The sequence below is a fragment of the Saccharothrix sp. genome (assembly GCF_031180885.1).
In the GTDB taxonomy this organism is placed as follows: Bacteria; Actinomycetota; Actinomycetes; order Mycobacteriales; family Pseudonocardiaceae; genus Actinosynnema.
In genome coordinates, this window is record NZ_JAPSLK010000046.1 from 23,706 (window position 1) to 36,552 (window position 12,847).

Here is a 12,847-nt window from a genome sequence, read left to right on the forward strand (position 1 = left end):
GTCGGACCCGGACGGAGGGTCGAAGGTGCTCGTCGAGTTGGCGGTCGGGGACGCGTACGGCGCGGGTTTCGAGTACGCCGAACCGGGTTTCGTCGCCGCGCACAACACCCTGGCCGGCTACGTCCGGCACCCGAGGCACGGGCTGCGGCCCGGCGCGTACACCGACGACACCCAGCTGACGCTCGCGTTGGCCGAACTGCTCGCCGACGGCGACCCGTGGACACCGGAGACGATCGCCGAGCGGTTCGTGGACGCGTTCCACCGCGACCCGCGCCCCGGTTACGCGCGCGGCTTCCAGGCCTTCCTCGCCGAAGTGCGCACGGGCGCGGACTTCCTGGCCCGCATCCGGCCCGACAGCGACAAGAGCGGCGCGGCCATGCGGGCCGCCCCCGCCGGTCTGCTGTCCACTGTGGACGAAGTGCTGGACCGGACGCGGGTGCAGGCCCGGGTCACGCACGACACGCCGGACGGGATCGCGTCCGCGTCGGCCGCCGCGCTGGCCGTGCACTACTGCCGGTACCGGCTGGGTCCGGTGGCCGAGGTGGGCGCGTGGATCGCGGACCGGCTCGGCGCACCGGTGTGGGCGCGACCGTGGCACGGCGCGGTCGGCTCGAAGGGTGTGATGAGCGTGCGAGCGGCGTTGACCGCGCTGGCCGGGCAGGGCACGCAGAGCGAGGTCCTGCGGGCCTGCGTGGCGTTCACCGGAGACGTGGACACGGTCGCGACCGTCGCCCTGGCCGCCGCCTCGCACGTCCTGCCCGCGGACCTGCCGGCGGTCCTGGTGGACGGCTTGGAGAACGGCCCGTACGGCCGCGACCACCTGGCGAAGCTGGACGCCCGGCTGGATCAGCCGCGAGTGGCGTAGCGGTCGGTCAGCTCGGCGACCCGGTCCGCCGGCCACGGCCCGCGGACCTCGCCGAACGTGGCCGCGAAGAACAGCTCCAGGTGCACGTGCCACGCGGCGAGCGCGGTCGGCACGAACGCCGGGTCCCGCACGGTGTGCGTCAGCTCGACGGAAGTGCCCTGCTCCGGGTCGTGCCGGAACGCCCACCGCACCCGGCCGGTCGGCGAGTCGAACTCCAGCAGCCGGGGTTCCTCCCGGGCGGTCACCGGGCCGGGCGGCACGTCCGGGTTCCAGGCGCGCACGGGCAGGTCGTCCGACCCCTCGGTGAACAGCGCCCACACCTCGTCCAGCGGCTTCCACACCAGGTCGCGGACGAACCGCACGGTCGTCCCGTCGACCCGGCCCTCGTCCAGGCCGAACTCGCGGACGTAGCGCTCCATCGGGCCCAGCCAGTCGGTGGGCTGCGCGAACTCCTCGCCGGCCAGGGACGCTTCCAACGCGGCGAAGCACGTGTCCCAGCCCGCCGCGGTGCGTCCCGCGCTCGGCTCGGACCCCAGGACGTGCGTGAACACCAGGAGGCAGCCGTCGTCGTGGGGGAGCAGCTCGAACCTCAGCACGTCGGTGCTCCAGCGGAACGCGAAGACCTTCGGCGGGTCGAACTCCAGCACCTCGCCGTCGCTGCCGCTGCCGTCCGGGAAGGTGAACCGCAGCGCGCGGTCGTCGATCTCCACGGCCGCCGGGAACCAGTGCGCGAGCTCACCCGGTTCGGTGACCGCCCGCCACACCTTCTCGGGCGGGTGCCGCAGGAGGCGTTCGAACCGCAGCACGGGCTTGCCGTCGACGCGGCGCAGTTCGGCGCTCATCGGTCCATCACGTCCAATCGCCGTTCGAGTGCGTCCAGGCTGTGCTCCCACATCCGCCGGTACGGCGCGAGCCACGCGTCGACCTCGGCCAGCGGCTCGGGCCGCAGCCGGTACCAGCGCCGCTGCGCGTCCCGTCGCACCTCGACCAGCCCGGCCTCGCGCAGCACCCGCAGGTGCTTGGACACGGCGGGCTGGGTGAGGGCGAGCAGGTCGACCAGGTCGTTGACCGGCCGCTCGCCCGCGCGCAGCACGTCGAGGATCTCGCGGCGGTGCGGGTCGGCCAGCACGGCGAACGTGGATGCCACGACGGCTATATAACCAGATAAGCATATGAGTCGCCACTGGATCACCGGTTAGGGTGCAAGGAGGCGCCTCAACCCCGGTGCGACTCCTCGACGCGGCACGACCGCGCACCCCGTTCACCGTCCACCGGAGGACCGCCCATGCCTCGGAAGCTCACCGTCGCCAGCTCGCCCGTCCGCGACCTGCTCGCCCTGATCAACCGGCCCGAGGTGATCTCCTTCGCGGGCGGCCTGCCCGCGCCCGAGCTGTTCGACGTGGAGGCGCTGCGCGCGGCCTTCGACCGGGCCGTGTCCCGCCGCTCCCTCCAGTACGCGCCCACCGAGGGCGACGCGGACCTGCGCGGCCACGTCGCCGCCCGGCTCACCGCCCGCGGCCTGCCCACCGACGCCGCCGACCTGCTCGTCACCACCGGCTCCCAGCAGGCGTTGACCCTGCTGGTCACCGCCCTGCTCGAACCGGGCGCGGTGGTCGCCGTGGAGGAGCCGACCTACCTGGCTGCGCTCCAGGCGTTCCAGCTCGCCGGCGCGCGGGTCGTGCCGGTCGCGGGCGACGAGCACGGCATGGACCCGGCCGCGCTGGCCGAGGTGGTCGAGCGGGAACGGCCCGAGCTGCTGTACCTGGTGCCGACGTTCGCCAACCCGACCGGCCGGACGCTGACCGCCGCGCGGCGGCGCGAGATCGCCGCGCTGGCCGACCGGCACGGGCTGTGGGTGGTGGAGGACGACCCGTACGGCGAGCTGCGGTACCGGGGCGAGCCGGAGCCGGCGCTGGCTACGTTCAGCGAGCGGGTCCTGTACCTGGGCAGCTTCTCCAAGATCGGCGCGCCCGGCCTGCGCCTGGGGTGGCTGCGCGCGCCCGCGGACCTGCTGCGCACGCTGGTGATCGTGAAGCAGGCGGCCGACCTGCACACCTCCACCATCGACCAGGCCGCCGCCGCGGTGTACCTGGCCGACAACGACCTCGACGCGCACGTCCGCGGCCTGTGCGCCGCCTACCGGGAACGGCGGGCCGCGATGCTGGCCGCGCTGCCGTCGGCGCTGCCCGCCGGGTCCCGGTGGAGCGACCCGGACGGCGGGATGTTCGTGTGGGTGACCCTGCCCGGGGGCGTGGACACCGCGGAGGTGCTGCCCAAGGCGCTGGCGCAGGACGTGGCGTTCGTGCCCGGCGCACCGTTCTACGCGACCTCGCCGGACCGGTCCGCGTTGCGGCTCTCGTTCACCACCAACACGGTTGCCGACATCGCCGAGGGCGTCCGGAGGCTGGGCATCGCCCTGGGGTAGCGCATTGGCGTACCGGGCGCGGCCTCCGGCCCCCGTCTCCACCGTCCCACGCACCACCGACAATCCCAGCCCATCGACCGTGTAAGGACCGTCGACCAGCTAAGAACCGTCGAAAGACCTGGGGTAGCGGATGCGCTCCCGCCGGGCCGTGCGGCACCATCGAGCACGGTCCGGTTGGGAGGCGGTGTGCACATCCGCGTGCTGGTGGCCGACGAGTCGGGCTTGGAGCGGGTGGCACTGGCCGCGTTGCTGCGGCTGGAGGGCGACCTCGACGTGGTGGCGTCGGCCGTCGACGGCGAGTCGGCGATCGCGTCGGCCCTCGCGCACGCGCCGGACGTGGTGCTGGCTGCGCTGCCGGACGGGTTCGCTGTGGCGCGCGACCTGGCGCGGCTGCTGCCGACGTGCGCGGTGGTGGTGCTGACCGGTGCCGCAGAGGTACCGGACGCCCGGCAGGCGCTGGTGACCGGTGCCCGAGGGGTGTTGCCGAAGTCGTCGCCGTCCGGTGTGCTGGCCGACGTCGTCCGCCACGTGCACGCGGGCGGGCGGTACCTGCACCCGGCGGTGGCGGCGGACGTGCTGGTGCCGGCCGCGTGCCCGTTGACCCCGCGCGAGCTGGAGGTCCTGCGGCTGGCCGCCTACGACACGCCGTTGCCGGAGGTGGCGCGGCGACTGCGACTGTCGCTGGGCACGGTCCGCAACTACCTGTCGGCGGCGGTGACCAAGCTGGGTGCGGCCGACCGGGCCGACGCCGTCACCACCGCCCACGACAACGGCTGGCTCTGACCGCCGCCCCGACCCGACCGCTCCGACGTGCCCCGGCCCGCTCCGACGTGCCCCGGCCCGGCCCGACGTGCCCCGGCCCGGCCCGCTCCGGCCCGGTCCGGGGAACTCGCCCACCCCGCCTGACCAGCGGCGATCCGCAGTCCCGCCGCTCATCTCGTGGAAGGGCCGTCCCGCGCGGACCTAACGTCCGCCGCATGACCGCCCCTTACGCGCCGCCGCCGTACCCGCCGCCCCAACCGGCTTCCAGGACCCGCCCGGTCGTGGTCGTCCTGGCACTTCTGGTCGTGCTGGCGTTGGGAGCCGCGGGCACCATGGCCGCCCTGTGGAACGACGCCCGCCAGGACCGCACCACCGCGTCCCGCGCGCTCGACGACGCCACCCGCCAGGTGGACGACCGCCGCGCCGAACTGTCCGACACCCGGAAGGCCATCCAGGAGACGACCGAGAAGATCTCGTCGCTGGAGTCGGAGAACGCCGAGCTGCACAAGTGCGCCGACCCCGCCAAGGACTCGATCATCGCCGCCCGCGACGGCAACCAGCCCGCCCTGGCCGCCGCGATCGACCGCGTGGAGGTGGCCTGCCGATGAGCCGCGCCCCGATCATCGCCCTGTCCGCCGTCGCCGCGTTGTTCCTGGCCACGGCGGCCGTGTTCACGGTCCTGTTCATCAACGAGCGCAACGAGACCGACCGCCTGACCGCCGCGCGGGCGGCCCGGGAGACCACCGCCGGCGAGGTGGCGAAAGAGCGGGAGGAAGCGGATAAGTCGTTGGCGGACAAGCGTTCCCGGCAGAACGACCTCGACGCGGAACGCGACCTGCTGACCCAGTGCGTCGAGGCCACCAAGGCCTACTTCAAGCTGCCCGTGGGCAATTCCCCGGAGTCCGACCGGCTCTTCAAGATCATGTACGACGTCTGCCCGCAGATCTGACCCGGGTCACTCGCCGCGCGCGGCCCGGAAGCCCGCGAGGTACGTGCGCAAGCCGCGCCTGCCGTTGCGCATCATCAGTTCGTGGTTGGCCTTCAGCAACGGCCGGGCCACCAGCGCCAGCCGGCGCAACAGCGGCTTGGTGACCTCGACCTCCTGCACGTACAGCAGGCGCGACCCCGAACGTCCCTCGGGCAGCACGCGCCAGCTCACCGTGCCCTCCAGGTCGCCCACCAGGTCCGCGCGCAGCAGCCCCGACTCGGGCTCCTTGGCGTTGTGGTGGGCCTCGAACACCAGGTCGTAGGGCAGCAGCGAACGGCAGTGCAGCCGGGCCGCCTGCTCGCCCACCTGGTGCGCGGCGCGGACCTCGGGCCACCACTTCGGGTAGCTGCCGAGGTCCGCGAGCACGTCGAAGGTCTCGGCCGGCGGGCTGTCCACCGTCCACACGCTGCGGAACCGGTAGCGGTGCAGCGACATCGGACTACCCCGCGGCCGCCGCGTCGGAGCCCAGCACCTCGCGGAGGAACTGGCCCGTGTAGCTCTCCGCCACGTCCGCCACGTCCTCCGGGGTGCCCTCGGCGACGACCATGCCGCCGCCCGAACCGCCCTCGGGACCCATGTCGACCAGCCAGTCCGACACCTTGATCACGTCGAGGTTGTGCTCGATCACGATCACCGTGTTGCCCTTGTCGACCAAGCCGTTGATCACGCCCAGCAGCTTGCGGATGTCCTCGAAGTGCAGGCCCGTGGTGGGCTCGTCGAGGATGTACACCGTCTTGCCGGTGGAGCGCTTCTGCAGCTCCGAGGCCAGCTTCACGCGCTGCGCCTCGCCGCCGGACAGGGTGGGCGCGGGCTGGCCCAGCCGGACGTAGCCGAGGCCGACGTCGACCAGGGTGCGCAGGTGCCGGTGGATCGAGTTGATCGGCTCGAAGAAGGTCGCCGCCTCCTCGATCGGCATGTCCAGGACTTCGGAGATGGTCTTGCCCTTGTAGTGCACTTCCAGGGTCTCGCGGTTGTAGCGCGCGCCCTTGCACACCTCGCACGGGACGTAGACGTCCGGCAGGAAGTTCATCTCGATCTTGATGGTGCCGTCGCCGGCGCACGCCTCGCAGCGACCGCCCTTGACGTTGAACGAGAACCGGCCCGGCTGGTAGCCGCGCACCTTCGCCTCGGTGGTGGCCGCGAACAGCTTGCGGATGTGGTCGAACACGCCCGTGTAGGTGGCCGGGTTGGACCTCGGCGTGCGGCCGATCGGGGACTGGTCGACCTGCACCAGCTTGTCGACCAGCTCCAGGCCCTTGACCCGGGTGTGCCGGCCGGGCACCTGGCGGGCGCCGTTGAGCTTGTTCGCCAGCACCGTCGCCAGGATGTCGTTGACCAGCGTGGACTTGCCCGAGCCGGACACGCCGGTGACCGACACCAGGCACCCCAGCGGGAACGACACGTCGATGCCGCGCAGGTTGTGCTCGCGCGCGCCGACCACGGTGAGCTGGCGCTTCTTGTCCACCTTGCGCCGACTGGTCGGCATCGGGATCTGCTTGCGGCCGGACAGGTAGTCGCCGGTGATCGACTTCTTGCTCTTGAGCAGTTCGGCGTACGGGCCGCTGTGCACGACCTGGCCGCCGTGCTCGCCCGCGCCGGGGCCGATGTCGACCACCCAGTCCGAGGTGCGGATGGTGTCCTCGTCGTGCTCGACCACGATCAGCGTGTTGCCCAGGTCGCGCAGGCGGGTCAGGGTCTCGATCAGGCGGTGGTTGTCGCGCTGGTGCAGGCCGATGGACGGCTCGTCCAGCACGTACAGCACGCCCACCAGGCCGGACCCGATCTGGGTGGCCAGCCGGATGCGCTGCGCCTCACCACCCGAAAGCGTGGCGCTGGCCCGGTCGAGGGACAGGTAGTTGAGGCCGACGTCGAGGAGGAAGTGCAGGCGGGCCTGGATCTCCTTGAGCACCGCGCCCGCGATCATCGCCTCGCGCTTGCCCAGCTTGAGCCCGTCGAGGAATTCGGAGCACTCCTGCACCGACATGGCGCAGACCTCGGCGATGGACTTGTCGCCCTTGCGGCCGTGGTGCAGCGTGACGGCCAGGATCTCCGGCTTGAGGCGGGTGCCCTGGCACACCGGGCACGGCACCTCCCGCATGTAGCCCTCGTACTTCTCCCGCATGTACTCGGACTCGGTCTGCTCCTGGCGGCGCTCCAGGAACGGGATCACGCCCTCGTAGTTGGCGTAGTAGGAGCGCTCGCGGCCGTACCGGTTCTTGTAGCGGACGTTCACCTGCTCGGGAACGCCGTGCAGGATCGCCTTCTGCGCCTTGGCGGGCAGCTGGCGCCACGGGGTGTCCATGCGGAACCCGATGGTCAGCGCCAGCGCCTCCAGCAGGCGGGCGAAGTACTCGGCGGTCTGGCCGGTGGCCCACGGCGCGATGGCGCCCTCGGACAGCGACAGCTCGTCGTCCGGGACGACCAGCTCCGGGTCGACCTCCTTGCGCACGCCGATGCCGGTGCACGTGGGGCACGCGCCGTAGGGGGAGTTGAACGAGAACGACCGGGGTTCGAGGTCCTCGATCGCCAGCGGGTGGCCGTTGGGGCAGGCCAGGTTCTCGGAGAAGCCGCGCACCCGGTTCGGGTCGTTCTCCGGGACGTCGACGAACTCCAGTTCGACCAGGCCGTCGGCCAGCCGCAGCGCGGTCTCCACCGAGTCGGTGAGCCGCTGCTTGGCGCTGGTCTTGACGGTGAGCCGGTCGATCACCACCGCGATGTGGTGCTTCTCCTGCTTCTTGAGCTTGGGCACGTCGCCCAGCGCGTAGACCACGCCGTCGACCTTCGCCCGCGAGTAGCCCTGGGACTGCAGCGTGGAGAACAGGTCGAGGTACTCGCCCTTGCGGCCCCGGATGACCGGCGCGAGCACCTGGAACTTGGTGCCCTGCTCCATCGCGAGGACCTGGTCGACGATCTGCTGCGGCGTCTGCTTGGAGATGGCCTCGCCGCAGGTGGGGCAGTGCGGCTTGCCCGCGCGGGCGTAGAGCAGGCGCAGGTAGTCGTAGACCTCGGTGATGGTGCCGACGGTCGAGCGCGGGTTGCGGCTGGTCGACTTCTGGTCGATCGACACCGCGGGCGACAGGCCCTCGATGAAGTCGACGTCGGGCTTGTCCATCTGCCCGAGGAACTGGCGCGCGTAGGCCGACAGCGACTCCACGTAGCGGCGCTGGCCCTCGGCGAAGATCGTGTCGAAGGCGAGGCTGGACTTGCCCGAGCCGGACAGCCCGGTGAACACGATGAGGCTGTCCCTCGGCAGGTCGAGGTCCACCCCTCGCAGGTTGTGCTCGCGTGCGCCGCGTACGACGAGGCGGTCAGCCACGACGGTTCCCTTCGGTATTCGGCCATCCCCCGAACAGACGTTCGAAAAGCGTACTGGACCACCTCGACAGGCCTGTCGGGGAGGGCGCGTCCCATGCTAGGGGCGAGCACCGACAAAAACGGGTGGGTCCCACCGCGATCGTGCGCCAACGGCTCTACCGGTCGGTAGCGATCGCCCCTACGCTGGGACGATAGGCCATTCGGCCGCAGACGCCGGGGATGAGGTGCCCATGAGCTTCGCTGATGCCGCCCAGGTCCGATCCGCCGAGACGAGCGTACCCGCGCCGCGCGAGCAGTCGGCGGCCGCGCAGGACGCCGTCGCCGGCCTCGCCGAAGTCGAGCGGGCGACACAGGCTCTCTACGAGGCCGTCGACGCCCTTGACCACGTGCTTCTGCGCGGACCGAGCCTGTTGCCCGGCTGGACCCGGGCACATGTCGTGACACATCTCGCACGCAACGCCGACGCGTTGGTCAACCTGCTGACGTGGGCGAAGACCGGCGTCGAGCACCCCATGTACCCCAGCGCCGCCGACCGCGACGCCGACATCGAGGAGGGTGCCGGCCGCCAGCCACAACTGCTGCGCGCCGACCTGGACGCGGCCTGCCAGCGGTTCGCCGCCGCGGCCCGCGACCTGCCGGCGACCGCGTGGGAGGCGGAGGTCGTGCACCCGCACAGCGGTGTCCTGCTCGCGCACCGGGTGCCGTGGCTGCGGCTGCGCGAGGTGTGGTTCCACCTGGTCGACCTGGACGCCGGGGTCGGGTTCCGCGACCTGCCCGGGCACCTGCTGGAGGGGTTCCTGGACGACGCGGTCGGCCAGTACGCCGACCGCGCCGACGTGCCGGACGTGCGCGTGGACGTGACCCTGCCGGACGGCCGTCAGCGCAGCTGGGAGCTGACCGCGAGGAGCGGTTCGACGGCGGTCAGCGGGTCCGCGGCGGACGTGCTGGGGTGGCTCACCGGCCGCCACAGCGGCGCGCTGCTGAACGGCACCGCGCCCACGCTGCCCAGGTGGCTCTGAGCGGAGTGCAGGCGGGCGGCCAGCACCAGCCGCACCACGACCGGTCGGTGGCTCGCGGTCAGCGCCTTGAACGCGGGTTTCTCCACGAACTTGGTCAGCAGCCAGCCGAGGACGACGGCCGTGCCCAGGAAGGTGGCGAGTTCGACGGCGGGTCCGAAGCGCGCGACCCCGGCCATGGCGACGTAGCCGATCTCCTGATGCACCAGGTAGACGCCGTAGGAGATGCCCGCGAGCCACTTGATCGGCCGGCGCAGGAACCGGACGGGGCCGACGTCCCAGTCCGGTCCCTTCGCGCACGCGGCCACGCCCAGCAGCAGGACGCCGAGCGCGACCGTGGAGACGACGTCCGCGCTGTGCACGGCTTGGGCGGTGAGGGCAGCGAGCAGGAGCGCCGCCAGGTGCCCGTTGCGCAGCCTCCCCTTTGACCACAGCCACAGCCCCACGCCTGCGGCGAAGAGCTGACCGCGGTGCATCCCGAACCCGTCGTAGAGGGTGCGCAGGGCACCCGGTTCGACGGTCCAGAGCCGAAGCACGAGCGGTGCCACGACTAGCGCCCAGAGCAGGCCTTTCAACGCTTTGCCGCGGACCCGCGACGCCAGCAGCGCGCCCGCGACGAACCCGGTGACCTGGACGGGGAGGGTCCAGTAGGAGAAGTCGACCAGGCGGGCGTCGGGGAACCAGTTCTGCAGCATGAGCGCGTTGACCACGAGGTCACGGGGTTCGAGTTGGCTCCATCCGCCGGGGGCGAGCCGGGTGAGGACCGCGTAGGTGCAGACCGCCGCGACCACGTAGGCGGGGACCAGGCGGGCGAGGCGGTTGCGCAGGAAGCGCGCGGGTTGGCCCTTGGCGAGGGAGGCGCAGGCGAAGAAGGCGGAGATGACGACCAGCGTGCTGGCGCCCATCTCCAGGGAGACGGTGAACAGGGGCGGGCTGAGTTCGGGGTGCACGGACGGGCCGGCGTGGGTGGCGTGCTGGAGCAGGACAGCCGCCACGGCCAGGATGCGCAGGACGTCCCAGTTGATCCGGCGAGGAGAAGGCACGAGGCTGAGTTACCCAGTTCGGTGCGTAATCAAGTTACATCGTCTTGACTGGCGTGATCGTTACTAAGCCTATTGGAGCAACCTGTACGGACCCTGAAGGGTGCCCTTTGGACTACCGTCGGCCCTCGTGGACGTACTTGAGGACTACACGGGACACGTCACCCCGAACGGCCCCGCCGCCCGCCGCACGCTGGGCGAACTGACCATCACGAAGGTCAGCGTCGGGCCGATGGACAACAACGCGTACCTGCTGGTGTGCCGTGCGACCAACGAGGCCTTGCTGATCGACGCGGCCGCCGACCCAACCCGCCTCTCGGACCTCGTCGGCCACTCCGTGGAACGCCCACGCCTGAAGACCGTTGTCACAACCCATCGCCACCAGGACCACTGGGGCGCTCTGGGCGCGGTGGCGGGCGCGAACGGCTCGAACACGGTGGCGCACGAGCTGGACGCGCCGGTGCTGCCGATCCCACCGGACCAGTTGGTGTCCCACGGCGACACGGTGATGGTGGGTCAGGTACCTCTGACGGTGATCCACTTGCGCGGCCACACGCCGGGGTCGATCGCGCTGCTGTACCGGTCGCCTTCGGAGGGGGCGCACCTGTTCACCGGTGACTCGCTGTTCCCGGGCGGGGTGGGTCGCACGACGTCTCCGGAGGACTTCACGTCGCTGTTCAACGACGTGAAGGAACGGATCTTCGACGTGCTGCCCGACGACACGTGGTTCTACCCAGGCCACGGCGACGACTCGACGTTGGGCCGCGAACGCCCCCACTTGGAGGAGTGGCGCGCCCGAGGCTGGTGATCGTGACGGGGCCGTCCCATCGGTCGGACGGCCCCGGTCGTGCCTAGCCCGGTCGGCCAGCCCGTCGACGTGCTGCTTCGTCGAGCAGGAAGCCCACGGTCCGGCGGGTCGGTGCCGGGACGTTCGGGGTGGTGTCGTCGCGGAAGCGGCGCAGCAGTTCCATCCGCACTCGCGCGGCCTCGCCCCGGACGACCCGTTCGAGGACGCGGTCCTTCTCGGCGACCGGCAGGCGGGTCACCCAAGCGGTGAGGTCGGCGGGGTCGTCGGCGATCCTGCCGAGCGGCGGACTCGTCGCAGCCGCGATCGCGAGCAGGTCGTCGTCGAGGCGGAGGAAGTGGGCCAGCGCCCGCTGTGGCGCGGTGAGCGTGCCCAGACCGGGCGGGACCGGTGGCTCGATCTCGTTGTCGGCTTCGCGGTCGAAGGCGTCTTCGTCGCGTTCCCAGACGCCGTACGCGGCGAGCCAGGCGAGGTAGAGCGGTCGGAGGTCGCCGGCGGCGAGTTCGGCGCGGACTCCGACGATCTCCGGCAGCAGCGTTTCGGCGTCGTAGTCGAAGTCGAAGTCGCCGGCCTCGTCCTCGTTGACGAAGTCGAGCACGACGAACTCGTCCGCGGTCCAGGCCCTCACCTGGTCGTCCACGCGGTAGTCGTCGACGACCTCAGGATCGAGCAGGCTGTTCGGCAGGCGGAACATCACCCGGTGGGTGCCCCAGTTCGCCACGTACAGGTGTGCGTCGTAGTAGCGCTCCATCAAGCTGCTGACGTCACCCTTGAAGTCGCCCCAGTGGTACTCGTTCACGAAGCTGGTGGCCGTGATCGTCGCGCGGGTGGACATGGATCGGACCTCGGCCTGCTCGGCATCGTCCAGAGGGCGGTCGACCGCCAGGAATTCGTAGTACTGGTACTCGCTCACTGCCCGTCCAGTTCACCCGCTCGGAGGGGAAGAGGTCTGTTTGAACACCTTTGCCACGCGGGCGTCAGCGTAGCCATCGGGCGGACTGTTCGAGATCAGCGGGTCCGCAGACGCGCGAGGGCGTCCAGCAGGTCGAGGTAGCCGTCGGTGACGCGCCACAGGTCGTCCGCGACGGGTTGGAGCTTGCCCGGACGCCAGCGCTGCTCCTCGTAGACGCGCGTCCGACCACGCAGCGCACGAAGGCTCACCGCCAACTCGTCGTCGAGGCGCGCACGCAGCTCGTCCGTGCTCGGCGCGCTCAGCCGAACCCGGTCACCCCGCCCTTCCGCCAACGCGGTCAGCGTGTCCTCGACGACCCCGCTCGTCGAGTCCCACACCAGGGCCGGGCGTTCGACGTGGTGGTTCCAGACCGGGCCGTGCACCGATCGCCACAGCGGCACGATCGGGTTCTTCGCCACCCGGGTGGCGTGGAGCCAGTGCTCCGCGCCAAGCGGCTCACCCCGCCACGGCACCTCGTCCACGGGAAGGTCGACCGCCAACGCCACGGTGACGTGCTCGAGATCGCGAGCCGGCCCGAGGACGTCACCGACCGCCCACAACCGAACGACCCGGAACCGGTAGATCGAACTCGGCCGGCCGTCCAGCTCGGCACATTTCGCCGCCAAGTCGCGCAGGTGGTGCACCGCACGTGTCCACTTCACCCTTGCCATCCTCGCCC

Annotated in this window: 13 protein-coding genes and 1 pseudogene; 7 read left to right on the plus strand and 7 right to left on the minus strand. The window is 71.4% G+C overall.

Annotation, left to right across the window (positions count from 1 at the left end; translation table 11 throughout):
* Positions 1 to 25: 25 nt before the first annotated feature.
* Positions 26 to 865, plus strand: a complete 840-nt coding sequence (locus RIN75_RS33520; RefSeq protein ID WP_309116087.1) for an ADP-ribosylglycohydrolase family protein — start codon at positions 26 to 28, stop codon at positions 863 to 865.
* On the opposite strand, the gene RIN75_RS33525 is transcribed toward RIN75_RS33520, so the two are convergent.
* Together RIN75_RS33525 and RIN75_RS33530 are read right to left on the minus strand one after the other, a co-directional pair.
* A complete protein-coding gene (locus RIN75_RS33525; RefSeq protein ID WP_309116088.1) occupies positions 847 to 1,707 on the minus strand; it encodes an SRPBCC family protein in 861 nt (286 codons plus the stop codon). The two genes, RIN75_RS33520 and RIN75_RS33525, sit on opposite strands and share 19 nt — an antisense overlap.
* Entirely contained in the window at positions 1,704 to 2,012 is a 309-nt protein-coding gene (locus RIN75_RS33530; RefSeq protein ID WP_309116089.1) for a metalloregulator ArsR/SmtB family transcription factor, read from the minus strand. Before RIN75_RS33530 ends, RIN75_RS33525 begins: the two co-directional genes overlap by 4 nt.
* A 138-nt stretch (positions 2,013 to 2,150) precedes the next feature.
* On the opposite strand from RIN75_RS33530, the gene RIN75_RS33535 reads away from it, so the two are divergent.
* The 4 genes from RIN75_RS33535 to RIN75_RS33550 all read left to right on the plus strand — a co-directional run bounded on the left by RIN75_RS33535 (position 2,151) and on the right by RIN75_RS33550 (position 5,001).
* Complete coding sequence (locus RIN75_RS33535) at positions 2,151 to 3,290, plus strand: PLP-dependent aminotransferase family protein (RefSeq protein WP_309116090.1); 1,140 nt, start codon at positions 2,151 to 2,153, stop codon at positions 3,288 to 3,290.
* A 186-nt stretch (positions 3,291 to 3,476) separates the two neighbouring features.
* Entirely contained in the window at positions 3,477 to 4,073 is a 597-nt protein-coding gene (locus RIN75_RS33540; RefSeq protein ID WP_309116091.1) for a response regulator transcription factor, read from the plus strand.
* A gap of 194 nt (positions 4,074 to 4,267) precedes the next feature.
* On the plus strand, positions 4,268 to 4,660 hold the full coding sequence (locus RIN75_RS33545) for a hypothetical protein (RefSeq protein ID WP_309116092.1): 393 nt from the start codon (positions 4,268 to 4,270) through the stop codon (positions 4,658 to 4,660).
* Complete coding sequence (locus tag RIN75_RS33550) at positions 4,657 to 5,001, plus strand: hypothetical protein (RefSeq protein ID WP_309116093.1); 345 nt, start codon at positions 4,657 to 4,659, stop codon at positions 4,999 to 5,001. Before RIN75_RS33545 ends, RIN75_RS33550 begins: the two co-directional genes overlap by 4 nt.
* 6 nt (positions 5,002 to 5,007) lie before the next feature.
* Here RIN75_RS33550 and RIN75_RS33555 read toward each other — a convergent pair whose 3' ends face one another.
* Both RIN75_RS33555 and uvrA read right to left on the minus strand, forming a co-directional pair.
* On the minus strand, positions 5,008 to 5,475 hold the full coding sequence (locus RIN75_RS33555) for an SRPBCC family protein (protein ID WP_309116094.1): 468 nt from the start codon (positions 5,473 to 5,475) through the stop codon (positions 5,008 to 5,010).
* A gap of 4 nt (positions 5,476 to 5,479) precedes the next feature.
* A complete protein-coding gene (gene uvrA / locus RIN75_RS33560; protein WP_309116095.1) occupies positions 5,480 to 8,356 on the minus strand; it encodes an excinuclease ABC subunit UvrA in 2,877 nt (958 codons plus the stop codon).
* 229 nt (positions 8,357 to 8,585) lie between these two features.
* On the opposite strand from uvrA, the gene RIN75_RS33565 reads away from it, so the two are divergent.
* Entirely contained in the window at positions 8,586 to 9,374 is a 789-nt protein-coding gene (locus tag RIN75_RS33565; protein ID WP_309116096.1) for a maleylpyruvate isomerase family mycothiol-dependent enzyme, read from the plus strand.
* Positions 9,375 to 9,478: 104 nt separating this feature from the next.
* Here the strand turns inward: RIN75_RS33565 and RIN75_RS33570 are convergent.
* Positions 9,479 to 10,414 (minus strand): annotated as a pseudogene (locus tag RIN75_RS33570) (acyltransferase family protein); the annotation flags it as partial.
* Between the two features lie 127 nt (positions 10,415 to 10,541).
* On the opposite strand from RIN75_RS33570, the gene RIN75_RS33575 reads away from it, so the two are divergent.
* Positions 10,542 to 11,219: an MBL fold metallo-hydrolase gene (locus RIN75_RS33575; protein WP_309116097.1), complete on the plus strand. Its 678-nt coding sequence runs from the start codon at positions 10,542 to 10,544 to the stop codon at positions 11,217 to 11,219.
* A gap of 43 nt (positions 11,220 to 11,262) precedes the next feature.
* On the opposite strand, the gene RIN75_RS33580 is transcribed toward RIN75_RS33575, so the two are convergent.
* On the minus strand, positions 11,263 to 12,129 hold the full coding sequence (locus RIN75_RS33580) for a hypothetical protein (RefSeq protein WP_309116098.1): 867 nt from the start codon (positions 12,127 to 12,129) through the stop codon (positions 11,263 to 11,265).
* A gap of 95 nt (positions 12,130 to 12,224) precedes the next feature.
* On the minus strand, positions 12,225 to 12,830 hold the full coding sequence (locus RIN75_RS33585; protein WP_309116099.1) for a hypothetical protein: 606 nt from the start codon (positions 12,828 to 12,830) through the stop codon (positions 12,225 to 12,227).
* Positions 12,831 to 12,847: the final 17 nt, after the last annotated feature.